Raw genomic sequence first — 20,628 nt, 5'->3', positions numbered from 1 at the left:
ACTTTTTTTCTGAGAACCAGCAGCGCCGCCGCTTCGGCCAGTGCCTTCTCCTTGCGCTGCAATTCCTTCTCGAGTTGCTTGATGCGTCGCTTGTCTTCTTTGGAATGTTGACGTTGCTCGCGCGCCTGCTCCGCAGCATTCGCGTTGGCGCCCATACAGGCCGCTCGCCACGCAGCAATCTGCTCGGGATATAGACCTTTGCGACGGCAGTACTCGGCCAGCTCCGCTGCATTGAGCGGAGCTGTTTCCAACACGACGGCAAACTTGTCTTCCGAAGACCATCCTTCGGGATTCTTTCCATCGCCCGGCACGGCCAGTCCTTGCCCTTTCGCCTGTCGGCGCCACGTGTACAACGTCTGTTCGGTGATGCCCGTTTCTCGCGCCAGCGCGGATACCGGAGCGTTTTCCGGCGGCATCATGCGACGCACCAGAGCTTCTCTTCTTTCTGCTGAGTAGGCTTTCATTCATGCCGATTCTACCGCCCCGGACCATGTCTAAGAATCAAACGACACGACAACTATTCTGACGCCGGGGGTGACCGCCGGCTCGTAACTTCTGCAATGTCTTGGCAGCGACATGAACCTCTTTGAGTCCCGGCCAGATGGCTTTTGCGCCGGGTTCGCCGTCGCCCTTGCGGCCGAGGAATCCGCCCAGGCGCAGCACCTCGTTGAGCTTGGGCTTGGCCGGCTGCTTGACGTCGGTCAGCAAATACGCGCCGCGAATTTCATCGGCATCGAAACACAGTTCGGCATCCAGAATCGGGGCAGCTTCGGCCCATATGCATCAGATGGGTGATCCGCCAAGCCACGACCAGATACAGTGCCAACGCGCGTTCGAGCCGTTCGATCGCGCCCAATTGCAGCGCCTCGACACGGCAACGTTCTTCAGCACATTGAACAGAATCTGTCGGGTAAGGAACTGGCGCGGTACGGGTGAGCCCGGCCCGTTTCCAGCCCCTCCCCATAAGAACTGATCGTGAGGTTTTCCCTCAAGCAGCTCACCCAGTAAGATTCATCGCAGGGGTTATGGGTCCTGTCGGTGCGACGGCCACTTTTACGCGAACTCCTCCGCGCCCGACAGCGGACGCGTTTTCCAGTCCCAGTACAAGCCCAAGACACCGTAGAGGTACTCGTTACTCCATCGCCGCCACCCGACACTCCGCTTCTGGCGTCGCTTGCGCCGCGTCAGCAGAGTTCGCACCTTCATCTCCAGATAGTCGCGCACCTCACTGAAGGCGCGACTGGCGTTGCCGACCCGAAAGTAGTTGACCCAACCCGCTACTGCGGCGTTGAGTTTCGCGATCAGCTTCACGGCCGGAGTCGAGCCTCCGTGCCTGATGATGTCGCGAATCTTCGCCTTGATGGCTTGGCGGGCCTTCTTCTTGGTGGTCATCCGAATGAAGTATCCGTTCCCCGCTCGTTTGCGCACGCGACGCAGGTCGAACCCCAGGAACCCAAAGGCGTCCCCGTGCAGCTTGTCCACCACCGTGGTTTTCTCCGTGTTCAACTCGACGCCAAGTGGCACGAGTTGTTCCCGCAGACGCAGCAGGGCGCATTCTGCCCAGCCGCGTTTCGTGTGGTGGCCGCTGACGGTGACGACGATATCGTCAGCAAACCGGTGATAGTTCACTGCCTCGAAAGGTCCCTGCGCCGTCTTGCGGCGAATCTCGTCGAACATCCAGTCGATCTCGTTCAAGTAGATGTTCGCGGCGAGCGGGCTGAACGGACCTCCTTGCGGGACACAGACTTTACCTGCTGTTTTGATAACTTTTCTTATCTCGACAGAATGATTGCATGCCCAAACTCGCGATCGGAGCAACGCATGACCAAGACCACACTTTAGCGGAGCAGACATGCACAGCACGTCCGTTGCACTTGGAACCAGAGATTAAGCAAGTCCCATCCCACGAGTCCGACCGGATGGATCGCCACACCCACCTGGCGCGGGAACTGCCTGAATCACACGTTCAGTAGCCGGTAGACATTTTTCACAGTCCCACGAAATAACGCCTCGCGTTCCTGCGCGCTCGCCTGTGCGGTCAAACGCTTGAACGCATTCCAGCCGTTGCTGTAAGGGTATGAGCCTTTATCGACGGGGAAATTGCTTTCGAACATGCACCTCTCCGCGCCGAAAGCCTCGATACACGTGTACATCCACGGTTTCCACGTCTCGGCGAGGTGGCTCGATGAAGGCGGCCGCTCGCCTCTCTCGAAGTCAAACCCGTTGATGCGCATGCCCAGGCCACCGAGCTTCACATACACGTTGGGCAACTGCGCCAGTTCGCGCATCGAACGTGACCATGCGTCGAACACTTCCTTGCGTTTGTCTGCGTAGCTGGCGATCCGCACGACGCCGCCGCAATGGTTGATGATGAACGGCGTGTCGGGATAGGCCTTCGCCAGATCGAACAGCTCGGGCAATTGGGGGAAGAAAAGCCATGCATCATAGGAGAGACCCAGTGCCCCGAGTTGCGCAACGCCTGCGCGATAGTTCGGATCGAGCAGCAGTCCACGCGGCGCGGCCGACAATGGATTCACGAGCGTTGGGTCTGCGTCCCACGTCACAAGGTGCCGCACGCCACGCAAGCGGTCATCGCCGGCCTGAAGCTCCGCCTCAAGAACCTCGCGCACCTCTGCACCACGACGAAGGTCTGCGTACCCCACGATACCCTTTGCGACCTGTGGCTTGCCGTTCTGCAACGGTGCGGTTGCTTCGACCACGTATTCGATTTCGCCGACCGGGCGCAATGGGTCGGGACCGGATTTCCGGTACCGCGTCAGTGCCTGCATGTACACCGACGCGGTGATGTTGTGGCCCGATCTCGCGTCCTCTAGATATTCGTCGAGCAAGTACGTCCATCCCGAGCGCTCATAGAAGTGATGATGCGCGTCGATGATCGGCATGTCCGGTTCGAGTGCGGCTTCGGTCCCCGAGGCGAGCCACGCCGCGCGAACGGGAAGGTAGTTGCTGGTCGTGCTCATGCTGCGCGTTTCCTCTTTTGCGAGCCCCTGCCGCGCAGTAACGGCGGGGATCATGATCGATGCCGCCGCCACGCCGAGGAGTCGGCGTCGTCGGGGCGAACGAAGCTGTGTCATCGTCACTTCTCCGTGTTGAAGGCGTAGAGCGAGAGGGTCAGCAAGGTCGTGACGAGCAGTACGACCGACAGACCGATCATCCCGGCCGTGAACGTACCGAAGCTGTCCTTGAGATAGCCCACGAGGTACGGTCCCGCAAACCCGCCCAGCGCGCCAATCGAATTGATCAGCGCCAGGCCGCCGGCAGCGGCCTGCCCCGAGAGAAACCTCGCCGGCAACGTATAGAAAATCGTGCGCCCTGCGATCGTACCGATGAGCGCCAGTGTGATGCCGGTCATGGCGGGCACCAATTGATGGAAGTGGGTCGACACGCCTAGCGCCACGGCCCCGATCAAAAGACCCGCCGCCAGATTCGCGACGTGTCCACCGCGTCGATCAACACGCCTGGCCCACCAGAGCAATGCAATGGTTGCAAAGAAATACGGTACCGCCGAAACCCAGCCGGTCTGCGTCACGCTCATGCCGTGAGCCTTGAGCATCTGCGGCAGCCAGATGCCGATACCGTATGAGCCCATCGTGAAACCGAACGAGATCATCGCGAGGATGTACGTGCGCACATCCTTCAACGCGGCAGCGAAGTCCTTCTTCTTCTGACTGGCTGTGCCCTCGCGATCGAAAGCGCTCTGCAGCGCTTGCCGCTCCTGTGCCGAAAGCCACGCGGCATCGGCGGGCTTGTCCGCGAGCATTTTCAGCACGAGGAAGCCGAGCACGCACGCCGGCAAACCCTCCACAATGAACATCCATTTCCAGCCAGCCAGCCCAAGGAAGCCGTCCAACTTGAGCAGCCAGGTCGAAAGCGGACCGCCCACGAGTGACGAGAGCGGCGTGGAGACGGTGAACCATGCGAGCACGCGGGTCCGATAGCTTGCCGGAAACCAGACTGCGAGGAAGAAAATCACGCCGGGAAAAAAGCCGGCTTCGCCGATGCCCAGCAAAAGGCGGATCGCATAGAAGCTGGTCGGTCCCACCGCAAGCGCCGTGGCCGCCGCGAAAAAACCCCACGTGATCATGATGCGCGCCAGCCAGCGCCGCGCGCCGAAGCGATACAGCGCAAGGTTGCTCGGCACTTCGCAGAGACAGTAGCCAGCGAACATGATGCCGGCACCCCAGCCGAACTGCGTGGCGGTCAGACCAAGGTCGCGGTTCATTGTCAGCGCAGCGAAGCCAACACTGGTGCGATCCAGGTAATTGAAGAAGTATGCGAGCGCGAGAAGCGGGATAAAGCGCCACGCAGCCTTTTTCACTGCCTGCTGTTCAAGACTGGAATCGGCAGGACTGTCGGTTGCCAGATTCGAGGATATGGATGTCATGTGTCGTCTCCTGTCGAATCACTGGCCGAGTTGAACCATACCGCCCACGCGCGGCGCAGCGATTCTTTGTGTGCTGTTCGCGTGTCAGGCACTGGCGAGTTCGTTCGCCGACGGGCTCGCCGCATCGCCAGGCTGCCGGTTCTGACACCTGACGACGCCCGCTTCGGTCAGTTGCCTGAGGTCCTCTGACGTGTAACCAAGTTGCATGAGAAGCGCTCGCGTGTCCTGACCGAGTGAGGGCGGTGCTGCACGCAGTTGCAGCCGCTCCCCGCCAAGCGTCAGGGGCAGCAACGCTGTTTTCGTGGATACGGGTTGGCCAGCGCCACTGGCGTCGGACGGCAACGTCACATCGGCAAGCCCCCCGGTTGCAAGCAGATGGGGATCGTCAAACAGATCCTGAGGCTTGGTAATCGGCGCGTACGGCAATCCGCAGCGCTCGAAGATCGCGCTGATCTCGGCTGCAGTGAATGCTTCCATGTGCTTGCGAAGCTGCGGAAGTAACCAGTCGCGCGCCTGCACCCGCTGATTATTCGTCCCGATGCGCTCGTCCGCCTTCAGTGCTGACAGACCAAACGCGTCACAGAAGATCGCCCATTGTGTATCGGACACAACCGCCAGGAAGATCTGTTCGCCGTTCCTGACTGAAAACACGTCGTAGATGGCCCAGGCGGAGATCCGGCTCGGCATCGGCGCTGCAGCTTTTCCTGTCACGGCGAACTGCATCATGTGTTGCGCGACGAGAAACACGTTGTTCTCGAATAGCGCGCTTTGGACCTCCTGGCCGTGTCCGGTGCGATCGCGTTGAGCGAGCGCCGCCATCGCGCCGATTGCGCCAAACATGCCGCCCATGATGTCGTTGACACTCGTGCCAGCCCGCAGCGGACGCCCTTCCGGTCCCGTCATGTAGGCGAGGCCACCCATCATCTGCACGACCTCGTCGAGCGCAGTGCGGTGATCGTAAGGGCCGGGCAGGAACCCCTTGTGCGACACATAGACGAGACGCGGATTGAGCCTGGAAAGCGCCGCATATCCGAGGCCCAGTTTGTCCATCGTGCCGCTCTTGAAGTTTTCGCTGAAGACGTCCGCACCGGCAAGCAGCTTGTGCACGATCTCGACCCCGCGCGCATCCTTCACATCGACGGCAATGCTCTTCTTGTTCCGATTGAAGGTACTGAAGAAGCCGGCTCCGGACCCTCGAAGAGCGCGCGTGCTGTCACCGGCGATCGGTTCAACCTTGATCACTTCCGCACCCAGATCAGCCAGGACCATGCCGCATGTCGGTCCCATTACCATGTGCGTCATCTCGACTACACGTACGCCGCTGTACGGCAGAGATTGATTCGCTTGCACTTCGCTCATTGCGCAACTCCCAACAAACAGCCTTCCGGTTGCGGCGCGCTCGGTACGCGCCCGTCTGAGTACGTGAATCCCTTGGGCAGCCCGGCATCCGGCACGTGTCCGTACAAAGACTCTTCCGGCAAAGATTCGGCCAGAATCGCGCGCGCTGCGATCAGTTTGTCGATGTCCACGCCCGTGTCATAGCCCATGGCTTCCAGCAAGAAGGCAAGATCCTCCGTGACGATGTTTCCGGTAGCGCCCGGCGCATACGGACAGCCGCCAAGACCAGCCTGGCTCGAATCGATCGTGGTGACGCCAACGTCAAGCGCGGCAATCACATTGGCCAGTCCCTGACCGCGCGTGTTATGAAAGTGCGCCCCGCCCGCCTTGGCCCCGAGTTCAGATTGCAATCGGCGGAACAGGCGACGAACCTGCGCCGGGTTGGCGTAGCCGCTGGTATCGGAAAGACCGATCTCGTCCACGCCGCACTCGGCCATCGCGACGCACATGCGCATCGTCTCGTCGTCGGTGACCGTCCCAGCGATCGTGCAGCCAAATGCGACCGACACACCCGCTTCGATCTGCACGCCGGGAAACTGCTCGTTGCGCAATGCGACGATGCTGCGAACCTCTTCGATCATCTGCGCCGTCGTCTTGCGGATATTGGCCATCGAGTGCTCGTTGGTCACGGAGACGGGCAGCGTTACCTTGTGTACACCGGCCTCGAACGCACCTTGCGAACCACGCAGATTCGGCGCGAGGACCGCCACATGCAGGCCCGGAATCGACAGCGCATGAGCCACAACCTCACGGATGTCGGCCATTTGCGGCAGCAGCTTCGGCGGTACGAACGAGCCCACCTCGATCTCCTTCAGCCCAGCGGCGGCCAGCGCGGCGATCCATCGCAGCTTGGCCTCTGTCGGCATGACGCGCTTAATGCTTTGCAGGCCGTCGCGCGGCCCCACTTCGCTGATCAACACCTTGGGATTAGACATACTCACCACCGACTCCTTGTTCTATCTGACAGACCAATGTTCTATCTGAAAGAACTATATGCGTACACTCGTGGTGGGTTAAGGCGGGTAAACCCCCGAATTTCGCAAATAATAGAACTTGAGTTCTGTCAGACGGAACTGTAGAGTGATGCTACGAGCAAGGAGGAAAAACGTGCCTATCAATACGCTTACGACGACAGAGTCGCCGGTCGACGCGTCTGAAACGTCGAGTGGCGTTGCCGTCCTGGATCGAGCGTTCGCGATTCTCAACGCCTTTGGAGCGACTGATGACCAGTTGACGCTAACCGAACTCTCGCGTCGAACCGGCTTGTACAAGAGCACGGTATTGCGCCTGCTCGGTGCTTTGGAGCATGGCGGATTCATACGGAAGCTGAAGGACGGGCAATACGCGATCGGCCACCAACCACTTCGCCTAGCAACGCTCTATCAACGGTCTTTTCAAGTCGGTCCGGTTGTCGAACCTATCCTCCAGCAGTTGAGTCGGGACCTGGGCGAGACGGCATCCTTCTACGTCAGGCAGGGTGACCATCGGTTAGTGCTGTACCGCGTCGAGCCGTCAAGAAGCGTACGGGTCTCGATACGTGTTGGCGAGGAATTCGCGATCGACAAGGGCGCGTCCGGCAAAGTGCTGCTCGCATTCACTGAGTCGCTGGACTCGCGCTGGAATGACGTGCGCGAGCAACTCTGGGCGGTGTCATTCGGCGAACGCGATCCTGAGACAGCGTCAGCATCGGTGCCTGTGTTCGATTCGACAGGTGAACTGGTGGGCGCTCTGACTCTATCAGGACCGAAAGGCAGATTCGACGTTCCATCCACCATCAACGTTGCGCTGAGGGCTTTGCTTGACAGCGCGAAGCGTGCGACGGTCACCCTGGGTGGTACGGGAGCGAGATACGATGCGAGTATCGCCAGATTCGCTCATGAAGACTCTGTCGACAGCAAAACACGGGATGCCGATGCCGGTGGCTAACTTTAGCCGAACGCCGCTGCGTCCGCGACGACGAGGGCAACGCAAGCTGCGTCCGTTAGCTCCTTAACATGTCGCTATCGACCATGGCACTTCGGTTGCTTTACACAGTGGTAGTCGTCCACCCTCATCTGTCAAAGCGCCCCGATGTGCCGAACCCCTTGTATCAACTGGGCTCTGGCTATCTTGAAAAAATCCTGGTGGCGTTACCTGGCAAAATAATAGTGAGATTGACAAGCACAAAAGTAGTGTCATCGCTACAAGATATAAAATAACCGTTTGCGATGACGGCTTGAAGCAGGCTGGGCCATACTCGCTGAACTTTGGGGTAGTCCATGGGAATACGCGTGATGTCCCCAGAAAATTCGTCGGTCTCAAGTCCTTTACGCACCGACGTGCTGATCGTCGGCGCAGGTCCCGTTGGCCTGTTTGCCGCGTTCGAGGCAGGTGTGATCGGTCTCTCGTGCCGGATCGTCGACGGGATCGAATACCCCGGCGGCCAGTGTATCGAGCTATATCCGGACAAGCCGATCTACGATATTCCTGCCATACCATCGTGCACCGCGCGCGATCTCGTCGATCGTCTCGTCGAACAATGCCGGCCCTTCGATCCCCCGATGCATCTCGGGCAGCGCATCGAGACGCTCGATCCGCTCGAGGGCGGTCGATGGCTTGCCCGTACCGATAGGGGCTGCGCGTTTGACGCCGCGGCGATCTTGATTGCTGCCGGCAACGGCGCGTTCGTGCCGCAGCGGCTCACCCTCGACGAGGCTGCGCTCCTTGAGGGCCGGTCCGTCCATTACAGCGTCTCCGACATGAACAGCTTTGCCGGAAAGAACGTCGTGGTCGCGGGCGGCGGTGACTCCGCGCTCGACTGGGCGCTGACGCTGCGCTCGGTCGCGCGACACGTCACGCTCGTCCACCGACGCAGCGGCTTCAGCGCGATGGACTCGAGCGTCGCCCGATTGCATCAGGCGGTCGCGGCAGGTGAGATGGATTTCGTGGTCGGCACGATCGCCGGGCTGAACGCACCAGGGGGAACGCTCGAATCGCTGGAGGTTCGCCAGATCGGCGGCTCGGTGTGCCTCGACGCCGATCAATTACTCGTGCTGTATGGACTCGTCGCGAACCTCGGTCCAATCGCCAACTGGGGGATCGCCGTGCAGGCCGGACGGATCGTCGTCGATACGTCGTGCTACGAGAGCTCACGCCCAGGCATCTTCGCGGCAGGCGACATCGCCGGCTACCCGAACAAACAAAAACTCATCCTGTCCGGGTTTCATGAGGCTTCGCTCGCGCTGCGCAAGGCATACACCTATGCATTTCCCGACAGGAAGCGGGTGCATGTGCATTCGAGCTACGACGCAAAGCTTGCCGAGCGCGTGGCCGCCGTTCGCCCCTGGCAGGGCACCCGGGATTGAGGATGCAGAGACTGAGCCGAAACGAGAGACGACGGCGCGGCTGCGTGCCGCCTGCGCCGTCGCCGTACCTGAGGTTGACTTCGGTCCTCACGGACCGCGTTAGCTGATGGTCTTCGTTCCACTCACGTCTGTCTCCCTCCTTTCGAGACGCAGATAGGTGTCTGCCGCTACCAGTCCGAACACGATGTGGCCAACGAGGCTCATCCAGCCCCTGGCCTCTGCAAACCACGGAAACCACCGGGTCATTCCGTAGAAGTTGACCAGGTATACGGCGGCACCGAATACAGCACCCACCAACGAGGCCATTCCGACGCTCGAATCAAAGCTGAACGGCGCCACGATCACTGACAGAATGAGCGCGAAGACAATCGAAAGTGCAAAGTGGACAACGAGCGCCAGCAGCATGATGCCCAGGTCAAACGTGGCAGGCTGCGCAAGCGCATCACGTCCCAGAGCGATTGCCGCGATCATTCGCGGCGGGCCCCATGGGCTCTGACCCGTGACCCACATGGCAAGGAGTTCGAGCACCACAAGCACCACGCCGGCTGCACATCCGCCGATCACGGCTGTGCGCCAGTCGGGCGTACGGCGAGTGAAATGGTGCGAATGCATGTGAAGTTCCATAGCGACCTCCTTACAGTAAAGCGGCTCACTTGTGCCGCTTGCGCGAGCCATCCTGGACGACAAATGGCGCGTGCTTCCTGATTGGACGAAAACCTACTGCGGCTGCTCGATCATCAGATAGCGAACGACCAGCGCCGGATCGACGATTTCCAGGATAAGGCGACGCACAATGCGATTGCGCATATGGTCCTCATCAAGCATCCATGGACCGCCGACGTCACTCAGATGACGGGAAATCGCGTCGCGCATGGCGTCGGCTTCCAAAGGCGCGTCCAGCCGTACCGCCAGCAGCCTGGCGAGTACATCATCAAGCTCAATGCTCAACGGCGTGGAATCGATCGTCAGATTCAGCTTCATGTTCACCAATCACGCAAATCGTGTCCGACGCACAAGCTGACGGCTCGGACTGGCAACCACGTGATGTCCGCCCGCCGGCTCGCCCGCCACAACCTCGGAACTGCACCAAAGCACGGCATTGCAGTGTCTGCTTACCGCTTCACCTCCTTGAACTCCGCATCCACAACATCGTCCTCTTTTGTCCCGCCATCGGCTGCTTGATCGGTCGGACCACCCGAGCCGCCGGCTGCCTGCGCCTGCACGTCGGCATACAGCTTTTCGCCGAGTTTCTGTGAGCTCGTGGCGAGCGCATGCACTCGGGCATCAATCTCGGTCTTGTCGGATCCCTTGAGCGCCCCTTCAAGCTCCTTGATTGCGGCTTCGATCTTTTCTTTCTCGCCCGGCTCCAGCTTGTCGCCGTACTCGGTGAGCGCCTTCTTCGTGCTGTGCACCAGAGCGTCACCGCGGTTGCGCGCGTCGGCCAGCTCACGCATCCGGTGGTCTTCGGTCGCGTGCGCCTCGGCGTCCTTCACCATCTTCTGTATTTCGTCCTCGGACAGACCTGAATTGGCCCGGATGGTGATCCGTTTTTCCTTGCCAGTCGCCTTGTCTCTGGCCGATACGTGCAGGATGCCATTCGCGTCGATGTCGAACGTCACCTCGATCTGTGGCATGCCACGCGGTGCGGGCGGAATGCCTTCGAGGCTGAACTCGCCCAGCAGCTTGTTGCCGGTGACCATCTCACGCTCGCCCTGATAGACCTTGATCGTCACTGCAGGCTGGTTGTCGTCGGCGGTGGAGAAAGTCTCCGAGAACTTGGTCGGGATGGTCGTGTTCTTCTCGATCATCCTGGTCATCACCCCGCCCTGTGTTTCGATGCCGAGCGACAGCGGGGTAACGTCGAGCAGCAGCACGTCTTTGCGTTCGCCTGTAAGCACCGCGCCCTGGATGGCCGCGCCCACCGCCACGGCTTCGTCCGGGTTGACGTCCCTGCGCGGCTCGCGGCCGAAGAACGCCCTGACCTTGTCCTGCACCCGCGGCATGCGGGTCATCCCGCCCACCAGAATCACGTCATCGATCCGGTCCACCGCCACACCAGCGTCCTTGATGGCGATGCGGCACGGCTCCATCGTGCGCTCGATCAGGTCTTCGACCAGTGCTTCGAGCTTGGCGCGCGTGAGCTTCAGCGTTAGATGCTTTGGCCCACTGGCGTCGGCCGTGATATACGGCAGGTTGATTTCGGTCTGCTGGGTCGACGAGAGTTCGATCTTGGCTTTCTCCGCGGCTTCCTTCAGGCGTTGTAGCGCCAGCACGTCCCTGGACAGATCGACACCCTGGTCTTTTCTGAACTCGCCGATGATGTAGTCGATAACGCGCTGGTCGAAGTCCTCACCGCCCAGAAACGTATCGCCATTGGTCGAGAGCACTTCGAACTGCTTCTCGCCTTGCACGTCGGCGATCTCGATGATGGAGATATCAAAGGTGCCGCCGCCGAGGTCGAACACGGCGATCTTGCGGTCACGGTTTTCCTTCTTGTCCAGGCCGAACGCGAGCGCGGCCGCGGTCGGCTCGTTGATGATCCGCTTCACTTCGAGGCCGGCGATGCGACCGGCGTCCTTGGTGGCCTGGCGCTGGCTGTCATTGAAATAGGCCGGCACCGTGATGACGGCTTCGGTGACGGGTTCGCCCAGGTAATCCTCGGCGGTCTTCTTCATCTTGCGCAGCACCTCCGCCGAAACCTGCGGCGGGGCAAGCTTCTTGTCCTGCGCCTCGACCCATGCGTCGCCGTTGTCAGCCTTGAAAATTCTGAAGGGCATCAGGCCGATGTCCTTCTGCACTTCTTTTTCCTCGTAGCGACGGCCGATCAGCCGCTTGACGGCAAACAGCGTATTCTTTGGATTGGTCACGGCCTGGCGCTTCGCCGGCGCGCCGACGAGCACTTCGTCCTCGTCCATGTAGGCGACGATCGATGGCGTGGTGCGTGCGCCTTCAGAGTTTTCGATCACCTTGACCTGATTGCCTTCCATCAGCGCCACACAGGAGTTCGTGGTGCCGAGGTCAATGCCGATGATCTTTCCCATGATGCCCTCCGCTCCGTACACGCTGCCGCGCGACATCGTGAAACTGCACGTCTTTGGCTGCCATAGGTCCTCCTTGACACGTTGACGACCATCGCCTGATCGCCGGTCGATAAGCCGGATCGGACGCCCTGTTCGAGCCGCCTGATCAACACTCGATCGGGCAATGGAGTCAGTCTCATAAGCGTGCTCCCATGCATTCAACGAGTTTGGCCTTCAGAAACGCATCGGCATGCGCGAGCCAGGTCACGACGTCCTGTTCGCGCGTGCCGAGCGCTTGAGCCGCCGCCGCGGGCGAGAGCGCCTCGATCCGGCAAAGCGCCACGGCGCGGCGCCACGGCGTCGGCAGGTCCGCGAGCAGCGTGTTCACGAGTTGGCGCATCTCCTTGGCGCTCGCAGCGTCCTCGGGAGTCTCATCCGGCGCCGGTACGAGGTCTTCGAGTCGTAGCACTTCGTCGGGCTGCCAATACTCGAAGACAATCTCGTCTTCTCCTTCCTCGGCCTCGTGCGATTGTATCGGCACCCGGCTTTCCAGGGAGACGAAACGTCCCGCGTCGCGCTGCCGGCGGGCGACCTCCTCCGCGAGGAAATCGATCGTGATCTGATAAAGCCATTGAAGCGGTTCGAGCCTGCGCGGGCGCTGTGGCAGCTGCTCGCAAGCACGGGCGAGCGCTTCGTCGATGACCTCGTCTGCAACGGGATCGCCGGGCGCGAGATCGCCGCAGGCCTGCAGGCGAGCCAGTTGGCGTTGAGTGAAGCGCTGGAGTGCAGGCAGCAGCGGACGCACCAGGTCGCGGAAAAGGGTGAACTCCGCTTCCCTGCGCTCGTCCAGCGCAGCCATGAGCTGTCGCAATCCGGTTCGGCGCCCCTTGCGGCGCCAGCTGTCCTGGCGCATTTGCGCACGGTGGTGCTCGAGCTGCCGGCCGAGTCCCACAAAGACGTGGTCGAGCACCTTGCTCAAATCGGGTGACGTGTATGCGCAAGCGAGGATGGCGCGCGGCAGTGCCAGGCGAAGCCTCGTGCGGTAGTGGCCGCGATGACCGCTTCGCTCGAGCGCCACGCGCAGCCGCGCGAGGTCGGGCGGATTGTGTAACAAATACCGCCGCAGGTAGCGAATCGCCAACTTGTCGATCAGACTCTCGCGCTCGGCTGGCCAAAGCGTCGACACGTTCCGATAACAGACTGCCGTTTTCATACAACCCTGCATGCGTCCCGGCGCGGCTCGCCGGGCGCTGCAGCCCAACCATGGTCAAATACACACCACGCTTGATCGGCCTTCCTGCCGCGTGGCGAAGAACAGCAATAGCCGCTTCGCTACGCTCACAACACGCAATAATAAAATTGATTTCGGAAATTTCAAGGTATCAGGACTTCGAAACCGGGATCGTCCATCCCCGCGCAGAGGATCTGTCAGAACCCGGCTTCCAGCTGGCCCGCTTCGTTGGGTTCATCTTCGAACCTGGCCCGACACCGTCTGCCTAACGTGATTTCATAAGACTTTTCCTGGCTGGACAGGTGCTGGACGCCACATCGTCAAGCGCGGGTCACGCCGGTCGCGGCCCCCTTGAAATTTCTGCCGTAGCTCCTATCTTATTTTTCGTCCAGGCAGTCGCGCGATCTGCGCGCGCTGCGTGTTTCGTTTGCCGACAGTCTGGCGGGCGAACAAAGGCGCGTACGTCCGTTCGCCTCCCAGATGCGGGCCAGGAGGATAGGACGATGAGCGATCTACACTTTGGCACTGACGTGTTCAGCGAGTTCGATCGTCTGCATCAGCAGATGATGAACCTGCTCGGCGGCTTCCCCTTCAGTATTCGCGCGAGCGGCTTAGGTGCCTTTCCCCAAGTCAACATCGGTGCGACCGACGAGTCGATCGAGGTCGTCGCGTTCGCCCCGGGCGTCGAAGCGAGCAAGCTCGACGTTTCCGTCGACAAGGGGCTTTTGACGATCAGCGGCGAGCGCGAGCCGGTGACACCGGAAGGCGACGAGGTGCGCACCTACGCGCAGGAACGCTTCAGCGGGAAGTTCCGGCGCATGGTCGAACTGCCGGAGAGCGCCGACCCCGACAAGGTCCAGGCCCGCTACGAAAACGGCTGCCTGATGATCCGCGTCGGCAAGCGCGAAGCGTCGAAGCCGCGGGCCATTACGATCCAGTAAGTCGACGGAGGGTCAGCCATGAACGACACGACTCAACTCACTCAGCGCGAGCAAGGCGCCGTCACGCGCGACGAGCGTGAGGGTGCTGCACGTCCGGTTACCGTAGTACCGGCTGTGGACATTTTCGAGGACAGCCAAGGGATTACGTTATGGGCTGACTTGCCCGGCGTGACGAAGGACAAGCTCGAGGTGAACGTGCACGACAGCAGCCTGTCGATCGAAGCGCAGGCGGTCGTGCCGACGCCGCAAGACTTGCGTCTGCAGTATGCGGAGGTTCGCGTGCCGCATTTCGCACGCACGTTCACGCTCTCACCGGACTTCGACACGTCGAGGATCGACGCCAGCCTTAAGGACGGCGTGATGAAACTTTCGATTCCACGGCGCGAAGAGGCTCGGCCACGGCGCATTGAGATCAAGGCCAGCTAAACAAGGCCAGCGAAAGAGCCTTGAGCAAGCAACACGGGGCCTGGGAGCGGCGCCGCATTCCGGCGCCGCGACGCCCCGAGGGCTGGACGCTGATCGATCGCGGTGCGCTGGGCGAACCCGGCTGCACCTCTGCGCCCGTGGCTTACGGTATCCATGACGTTAAAACCCGGTCACAGGGAAACGGAGGACATGATGAATATGGATCTGCAGAAGTGGAACCCGTTCAAGTTCCTGCGCAACACGGATGAAAAGCCCGATGCCGCCGGAAAGGGCAACTCGACTGCATTGACATCCTGGTTGTCCGACTGGCCCGACATCTCGCGGCTCATGTCACTCGATCCATGGCGCATGGCAAACGAGTTCTCCCATGACCCGTTTGCGGGCTTTGGTGCGCTCGACCGATGGTTCGGTGACTTTACGCCGACGCGTTTTCAGCCGCGAATCGATGTCGTTGACGACGGGGATGCCTTGCGCGTGACAGCAGAGTTGCCAGGCGTGGAGCGCGAAGACCTGCAAACGACGATTGAAAACGGCTCGCTCGTCGTGCGCGGTGAAAAAAAGGCCGATAAGCGCAGCGAGGAAAATGGCTGTTATCGGCTCGAACGCGCATATGGTGCCTTCATGCGCACGATTCCGCTGCCGGAAGACGTCGATTTCGAGAAGGTCGATGCCAAATTCGACAAGGGCGTGCTGACATTGCGCATGCCGAAGACCGGAGCGACCAAGTCGAGCGCACGCAAGATCGAGATCAAATAGAGAAAGCGCAGCGGAATCACGGAATCGTCCGCCATGTCCGGCATCTCGGCGCATGGGCGGCGTCGGAGGGCGGATCGCAAGCCTGAGCAAATGCGTCGCCCCGTCTCCGCTTACCTGGCGATGGAATGATCTGTGCCGATGCGGGACCCGGCAGAGCGTGCGCTGGGGTGTGGCACCTGGGCTACGCTCGACGCACGTAGTGGTCGGACACGACATTGCGGCGGTCGATCCATGCCATCGCAAGCTCGGTCGCCTGATCCCGGGCTTCGTCTGCTTCAGCGAAATCGCCGTCGACGCCGAGCGTTCGCGCCTCGCCCGTCCGGTCGGCGACGATGGCTGCAGCCGCGTAGCGGCCGCCTTCCATGAAAGTTACGAGCGAACGGACCAGGAAACCACGGTATTCCGTGACGTGTTCGATTTGCATTTCATTCTCCCGAGAGACAGCGCACACGCCGCGCTGATCTGCACCTCGAATTGCAATCCCATTCCTTGAGATTACGACCGAAATGAGACAAGGAGTTCCCTTGCGATGAGCGTGCGGTTCCTTGACACACCGGACACGGGGCGGACGCCACGCCAGGCGGCTGGTGCGCACGCTATCATCGGGGATCTCGGGGAAACATCAAGGCTGTCCGATCGTGCAATCCAACTCGGCGGTCAACGCATCAAGGGACGGGACATAAGTGAGTGTGTCAGAGCGCTCATTCTGCCCACTGTGCGCTTTCTCCAATTCATGGCTCAACACGAAGACCGGCAAAGGTAAGGCCGCACGCTGCACCAGGTTAATGAATCGCGCTTCGCCCCTCAATGCAGGCTCTATGTAGGCGACGATTGCAATATAGGGTCGCTTCCGCCGCGCGGGCCGTAACGCGCTTAACGTGCCAACGGCGTCTATCGTGTAGCCGCGGACCCGGAGCAACACCGCGAGCGAGCACCTGTATGCTTCCAGGCGGCTATAGACCAGCAGGCATTTTGACTGATGCAACGCACTCGTTCCGGCGATCTCGCCACTTCGTCTACGAAGTTCGTCTGACAAGCGTACCAGCCTGGCCAACTCGCGCGATTCGCGAACGCGATGGTCGTCAAGCGCCTCGTCAGGCCGTGTACGACTCGCGACCCGAGGTTCCACGGACTCCGCTTTCAGCTCTTTCGAACGGCCGGCAGATTGCCGTTCCTGCAATTGGTCATTGGCGGTCGACGTGCCCATGACTGTTCGGACGGTGCATACCTATAGATTGACTGTAGTAAGACCGTCTCAGTTTTCCATTTGGTCGTTTTGATCGCCGCATTGTTGCGATAAGGTCAAGCCGTTCGGTCCGCAATCGCTGTGCGGATGTCCTCTGCACGTCCGGCCGGATCGCTGCCATCAGTACGACCATTTCTGGCCGGACGACGAACTTCACGTTGCGATGTGTGAGCCGTTGGTCGACCGACACAACAAGCCGTGTTCGCGCTCGACAGTTTTGCCAATGATCAGACGGTGAAGAATAAAGCTCCGAAGAATCGCGTGCATCGTGGAGAGCAAATCCTCGGCAAGTTGCGTATCAAGTCCCGCCGCCCGGTGTCGCGCGATCCGGTCTTCCTGAGCCGAAATGAGGTAGACCGCGACGCGCAGATGATCGTTGGCAGCGTGCAGGTGAGAATGTTCGTCGGCAGGCGTGAACATCGAGGCTCCGCTCTCGCGGCATCTTTAGCCACTATGGCTTGCCAAGATTTCCGAGCATCGGAAGAACTCCGCTACTCCCCAGTACTTCGGGCAAGTGGCCATCCCACTTGGCGACTGCCTGCTGCTGAATGATCTCAGGCGTTATCGTCTGCTGGAGTAGTTTTTGCGCTTCGGCCTGCGCGTGCGCCTCGACTATCTTCTGATCAGCAAGCACCCGCGCTTTCTGCAACTCGTATTGCGCCTGCTGTGCGCGCTGCTGCGCTACCTGCTTTTGTTCGATAGCCTGCGCGAACTGCGTACTAAAGTGGAAGTCGGTGATGTTCACCGAATCCACCACCAGGCGATATGGTTTGAGTTCGGCGGTGATTTGCGCCTCGATCTGTCCACGCACGTGATCGCGGTGGGTAATCAGATCTTCGGCGTTGTAATGGGCAGTCACCGCTTTCACCGAGTTGCTGATCGCCGGCTTGATGATCTTGACGACTAGAGCGGATTCGTTGCCGATGCGCTGATAGACCCACTCTGCGTCGGCGGGCAGAATGTGCCAGTTCGTCGCTACCGTGGTCGTCACATCCTGCAGATCAAGGCTCGCCGCCGTTTCCGCATCCTGGGAGTTCTGCACCTGAACGTCCATCTTGGCGACCGACTGCGCGATTGGGACCTTCAAATGCAGGCCCGGGTCGAGTACGCCCGGTTCGACGGCCCCCCATGTCATAAGCACTCCGCGTTGCCCAGGGCCGACGGTCACGAAAGCGCCGGAAACCAGTGCGAAAACAAAAAAGACGATCACAGCGAAGCCGGCAGCGCGAGGCTTGGTTGGCATATTCACTTGTACGCTCATTGTTGTTTTCTCTATTTTGAAGTAGCGGAAACTTCGCTCACCTGCAGCCCAGTTGACCCGCGTTGATTTCAATTGCTTTCATGGTGAGATGAATTGAATGTCGATGTACGCGTTGTAGGGCCAATAGCGTGTCCGTTGCCATCGACATCATCGATACCCTTTCAGTTGCCATTCGATATCACGTCGGTACGCTGCCGCGATCACAAGTGGTAAAAATGATAGATGATCGATGACCGAAAAGGAAAGAAGTGCATGCGTCTCAGTTGGTCCGATTCACCGCCCGATTCGATCGCAGTGGCTGCTTCGCGCCGTTCGCGCGAGGAGACGTCCAGGTAGAGAAAGTCGGCGACGATCGCGCGTCACAGTCCGCTGCAGAAAATGGCCGTTAGCAAGAGGGGGACTACTTCGTGAATGACAGCGCTGCTGCCGGCCTTGCGCGCGTGCGCTTCGACTGACTCGGCGGCGCCGACTACTACCGCGCCATAGGCCGAGTCTGTAATTGGCTGACCATCTCCGCGTTTGAACAGTGCATCACCGTGCTCATACCCGAGGACCGCATAGACGCGAAATCCGAATGCCGTCAAGTTGCTACCGTGCGCCGGTCGAAATGCGTTGACTGAGTTCGCTTCGACGCGCATCGGTTTCGGATCGATATACCGATCCTTTACCAGCGGGGCGATGAACGCATGTGCGTTCGACCGACAGTCGAGTTGCGGATCGAGCTCGTAGGCGTAGGACGAGGCCGGCAGCAGGCCGGAGGCAAGCACAGTAAGCACCGCTGCCCATGCATAGATTGCAGACACCTTCATCAGCCTCTCCGCTTAATCGAGCTTGTTCCCCTGTGTGAGCGAACACGATCTGACACCAGCGTGTCATGTACCCGTTCCAATTTCACGGCCAGCGGCCAGATTCGCATTCCGGGTCCGAGTTTGAACCTCCTCAGCGCTCCGGCCATTTATTCAGGATGACGAAGGCTCCTCGCATAAGTCGATCCCACATCGACGCACATCGGACCCGTCAGCATTCGCCAACGCCGATTCCAAAGACTGTACGAAACGCTGGAATGCATCCAGGGTTCCATGGACGCTTCGGTACTCGGTTCGACCGATTCTGCCATCGAGGACGACCAGCATTCCGGCATCCGCCGCCAATTTCAGGATGTTCATTTCGTCCTCCTCAGGTCGCCTGAGTATCGACCGATCGGTCGCTCACGCCGCAAGCGGGTAAGCGCGCATCGCCGGCGTACTCGCCTTTGCCGGGAACACGTTCCACGAGCCGTCTTCGTGCCGGAAGAAGACGATAGTCAAACCTCCGTCCGCCCGCACCACGCCGATGCGTACGTAGCGCCTTCGATCCGTTTGTGTGCGACCGAATTCCATTACGCGTACCGTCGCCAACGCAGAAGGGCCAAACCACTTGCCGACCAGCGTTCGCAAGCACTTCTCGCCGGAACCCATCTCGCTCTCCTCTGACTGCCACGCGACCATCGTGCCCCGCCACTTCCTGGCTCGAACGTCTTGTCGGTTACCCTACCGTCAAATATAGGTTAGATAACCTATATGTAAACCCGAAAATTTCGGGATCCGGGTAAACGATGTCGACCGCGGCAGCCTTTATCCATAGGATGTTTGGTGTGTAGGTTCCTGGGAAAACCCGGTTCCCCAACCTATACTTGGGTAAGGTTGGATAACCTATTACGTGACGCGATTCCGGAGCAGCCGAAGCACCCGCGCAGCGCGCAATACACGATGCCCAGGAAATGCAGATCTGCGATGTTGATTGGTGACCCGCCGGGCAAGCGCGCCTCCACGGTCCGTTGCCGGACGCTAACTTTGAGCTGCACTGCGAAACAGTCAGTGCCTCAGAACGGAGTACACGTGAAAAAACTGACCCTCACTTCCGAAGCGCTATTTGACCCGAAAGCCGTCGCACCCGTACGACGGCGCGGCAATCGGGAGACCCGAGTGCCCGAGATCATCGATGTATCGATCAATGTCCTGATTGCCGCGGGGTACGCAGGGTACACGATCAACCGCGTGGCCAACGATGCGGGCATTCGTCTGAGCACGCTACAGCACTATTTTTCAACCCGGGAAGCACTGTTGCGCGCCACAATCGAGGAGATCGCAAGCCGGTACTTCGAACGCTTTCGAGGGTTTGCCGAGAACAGAAACCGTTCCCCGCAGGCGCGGCTCGAGTCGATCATCGACGACGCTTTCGCCGACTTTGTCGAACCGGGATTGGTAGCAGGCGTGATCGAAAGTTGGGGATTGGCACAGCACGAGCCATTCGCGCGCGATGTCGTCACGGAGGCACAGAAGCGGTTCACGAGTCTCTTTGCGCTGCTTATCGGCGAAATCAATCCGGAACTGTCGACGGAAGAGCGGGAATTGCGCGGCGCATTGATCGTGTCCAGTTGCCAAGGCCTCGCTATCTTCCTTCGCTGGAGCGAAGACGATGCTTCGCGATTGCATGCGTTCCGCAAAGCCGTCAAGGTCGTATGGAGTGGCATCGGCGTGGCTGGCGAATGAGCATAATTGTGCAGATAGCACCTGGCAACGCAAACGCGCCGTACCCCCACCCGAACTTGTATGCAGAAA

At 60.2% G+C, this 20,628-nt stretch carries 23 protein-coding genes and 1 pseudogene; 6 read left to right on the top strand and 18 right to left on the bottom strand.

What is annotated here, in order from left to right:
* The 7 genes and pseudogenes from DID96_RS29815 to DID96_RS29785 form a co-directional block, all read right to left on the bottom strand.
* A partial coding sequence (locus DID96_RS29815) for a transposase (protein WP_148094521.1) occupies nt 1-464 on the bottom strand: 464 nt, incomplete at its 3' end.
* Between the two features lie 37 nt (nt 465-501).
* A pseudogene (locus DID96_RS29810) lies at nt 502-906 on the bottom strand (IS4 family transposase); the annotation flags it as partial.
* 147 nt (nt 907-1,053) lie between these two features.
* Nucleotides 1,054-1,854: a group II intron maturase-specific domain-containing protein gene (locus tag DID96_RS29805; RefSeq protein WP_260464044.1), complete on the bottom strand. Its 801-nt coding sequence runs from the start codon at nt 1,852-1,854 to the stop codon at nt 1,054-1,056.
* Between the two features lie 104 nt (nt 1,855-1,958).
* The gene (locus DID96_RS29800) at nt 1,959-3,095 is read right to left on the bottom strand and encodes an amidohydrolase (RefSeq protein ID WP_185732403.1); all 1,137 of its coding nucleotides are present in this window, start codon (nt 3,093-3,095) and stop codon (nt 1,959-1,961) included.
* Nucleotides 3,096-3,097: 2 nt separating this feature from the next.
* On the bottom strand, nt 3,098-4,405 hold the full coding sequence (locus DID96_RS29795; RefSeq protein WP_124602817.1) for an MFS transporter: 1,308 nt from the start codon (nt 4,403-4,405) through the stop codon (nt 3,098-3,100).
* An 84-nt stretch (nt 4,406-4,489) separates the two neighbouring features.
* Nucleotides 4,490-5,764: a CaiB/BaiF CoA-transferase family protein gene (locus DID96_RS29790; protein ID WP_124602816.1), complete on the bottom strand. Its 1,275-nt coding sequence runs from the start codon at nt 5,762-5,764 to the stop codon at nt 4,490-4,492.
* Nucleotides 5,761-6,738 (bottom strand): hydroxymethylglutaryl-CoA lyase, encoded by a 978-nt coding sequence (locus tag DID96_RS29785; protein WP_124602815.1) that lies wholly within the window; start codon nt 6,736-6,738, stop codon nt 5,761-5,763. The genes DID96_RS29790 and DID96_RS29785 overlap by 4 nt, the downstream gene beginning before the upstream one ends.
* Before the next feature lie 172 nt (nt 6,739-6,910).
* On the opposite strand from DID96_RS29785, the gene DID96_RS29780 reads away from it, so the two are divergent.
* Nucleotides 6,911-7,729, top strand: a complete 819-nt coding sequence (locus DID96_RS29780; RefSeq protein WP_409333827.1) for an IclR family transcriptional regulator — start codon at nt 6,911-6,913, stop codon at nt 7,727-7,729.
* A gap of 344 nt (nt 7,730-8,073) precedes the next feature.
* Nucleotides 8,074-9,147 carry an NAD(P)/FAD-dependent oxidoreductase gene (locus DID96_RS29775; RefSeq protein ID WP_124602814.1) on the top strand — a complete coding sequence of 358 codons (1,074 nt, stop codon included), beginning with the start codon at nt 8,074-8,076 and terminating at the stop codon, nt 9,145-9,147.
* Nucleotides 9,148-9,246: 99 nt separating this feature from the next.
* Here the strand turns inward: DID96_RS29775 and DID96_RS29770 are convergent, their stop codons facing one another.
* The 4 genes from DID96_RS29770 to DID96_RS29755 all read right to left on the bottom strand — a co-directional run bounded on the left by DID96_RS29770 (nt 9,247) and on the right by DID96_RS29755 (nt 13,380).
* Nucleotides 9,247-9,771 carry a hypothetical protein gene (locus DID96_RS29770; RefSeq protein ID WP_124602813.1) on the bottom strand — a complete coding sequence of 175 codons (525 nt, stop codon included), beginning with the start codon at nt 9,769-9,771 and terminating at the stop codon, nt 9,247-9,249.
* Between the two features lie 93 nt (nt 9,772-9,864).
* A complete protein-coding gene (locus tag DID96_RS29765; RefSeq protein ID WP_124602812.1) occupies nt 9,865-10,128 on the bottom strand; it encodes a hypothetical protein in 264 nt (87 codons plus the stop codon).
* A 131-nt stretch (nt 10,129-10,259) separates the two neighbouring features.
* Nucleotides 10,260-12,188, bottom strand: coding sequence for a molecular chaperone DnaK (gene dnaK, locus DID96_RS29760; protein ID WP_124602811.1), 1,929 nt, complete (start codon nt 12,186-12,188; stop codon nt 10,260-10,262).
* A 175-nt stretch (nt 12,189-12,363) separates the two neighbouring features.
* Entirely contained in the window at nt 12,364-13,380 is a 1,017-nt protein-coding gene (locus DID96_RS29755; RefSeq protein WP_124602810.1) for an RNA polymerase sigma factor, read from the bottom strand.
* Nucleotides 13,381-13,901: 521 nt separating this feature from the next.
* On the opposite strand from DID96_RS29755, the gene DID96_RS29750 reads away from it, so the two are divergent.
* The 3 genes from DID96_RS29750 to DID96_RS29740 all read left to right on the top strand — a co-directional run bounded on the left by DID96_RS29750 (nt 13,902) and on the right by DID96_RS29740 (nt 15,521).
* Nucleotides 13,902-14,339 carry an Hsp20/alpha crystallin family protein gene (locus DID96_RS29750; protein ID WP_124602809.1) on the top strand — a complete coding sequence of 146 codons (438 nt, stop codon included), beginning with the start codon at nt 13,902-13,904 and terminating at the stop codon, nt 14,337-14,339.
* Nucleotides 14,340-14,357: 18 nt separating this feature from the next.
* The gene (locus tag DID96_RS29745) at nt 14,358-14,765 is read left to right on the top strand and encodes an Hsp20/alpha crystallin family protein (protein WP_124602808.1); all 408 of its coding nucleotides are present in this window, start codon (nt 14,358-14,360) and stop codon (nt 14,763-14,765) included.
* Between the two features lie 192 nt (nt 14,766-14,957).
* Nucleotides 14,958-15,521 carry an Hsp20/alpha crystallin family protein gene (locus DID96_RS29740; protein ID WP_124602807.1) on the top strand — a complete coding sequence of 188 codons (564 nt, stop codon included), beginning with the start codon at nt 14,958-14,960 and terminating at the stop codon, nt 15,519-15,521.
* A 181-nt stretch (nt 15,522-15,702) separates the two neighbouring features.
* On the opposite strand, the gene DID96_RS29735 is transcribed toward DID96_RS29740, so the two are convergent.
* The 7 genes from DID96_RS29735 to DID96_RS29705 form a co-directional block, all read right to left on the bottom strand.
* On the bottom strand, nt 15,703-15,945 hold the full coding sequence (locus tag DID96_RS29735) for a hypothetical protein (protein ID WP_124602806.1): 243 nt from the start codon (nt 15,943-15,945) through the stop codon (nt 15,703-15,705).
* Nucleotides 15,946-16,143: 198 nt separating this feature from the next.
* The gene (locus DID96_RS29730) at nt 16,144-16,728 is read right to left on the bottom strand and encodes a hypothetical protein (protein WP_124602805.1); all 585 of its coding nucleotides are present in this window, start codon (nt 16,726-16,728) and stop codon (nt 16,144-16,146) included.
* A 192-nt stretch (nt 16,729-16,920) separates the two neighbouring features.
* On the bottom strand, nt 16,921-17,187 hold the full coding sequence (locus DID96_RS29725) for a hypothetical protein (RefSeq protein WP_124602804.1): 267 nt from the start codon (nt 17,185-17,187) through the stop codon (nt 16,921-16,923).
* 31 nt (nt 17,188-17,218) lie between these two features.
* On the bottom strand, nt 17,219-18,028 hold the full coding sequence (locus DID96_RS29720) for a prohibitin family protein (RefSeq protein WP_124602803.1): 810 nt from the start codon (nt 18,026-18,028) through the stop codon (nt 17,219-17,221).
* Between the two features lie 359 nt (nt 18,029-18,387).
* Nucleotides 18,388-18,837, bottom strand: a complete 450-nt coding sequence (locus DID96_RS29715; protein WP_124602802.1) for a hypothetical protein — start codon at nt 18,835-18,837, stop codon at nt 18,388-18,390.
* A gap of 150 nt (nt 18,838-18,987) precedes the next feature.
* Nucleotides 18,988-19,194: a hypothetical protein gene (locus DID96_RS29710; RefSeq protein ID WP_124602801.1), complete on the bottom strand. Its 207-nt coding sequence runs from the start codon at nt 19,192-19,194 to the stop codon at nt 18,988-18,990.
* Between the two features lie 42 nt (nt 19,195-19,236).
* Nucleotides 19,237-19,485, bottom strand: coding sequence for a hypothetical protein (locus DID96_RS29705; protein ID WP_124602800.1), 249 nt, complete (start codon nt 19,483-19,485; stop codon nt 19,237-19,239).
* A gap of 420 nt (nt 19,486-19,905) precedes the next feature.
* Between DID96_RS29705 and DID96_RS29700 the strand changes: the two genes are divergently transcribed.
* Nucleotides 19,906-20,559, top strand: a complete 654-nt coding sequence (locus DID96_RS29700) for a TetR/AcrR family transcriptional regulator (protein WP_124602799.1) — start codon at nt 19,906-19,908, stop codon at nt 20,557-20,559.
* Nucleotides 20,560-20,628: the final 69 nt, after the last annotated feature.

Source organism: Burkholderia sp. Bp8963, assembly GCF_003854275.1.
GTDB lineage: Bacteria > Pseudomonadota > Gammaproteobacteria > Burkholderiales > Burkholderiaceae > Burkholderia.
This window is presented reverse-complemented; position numbering and strand designations above follow the sequence as displayed.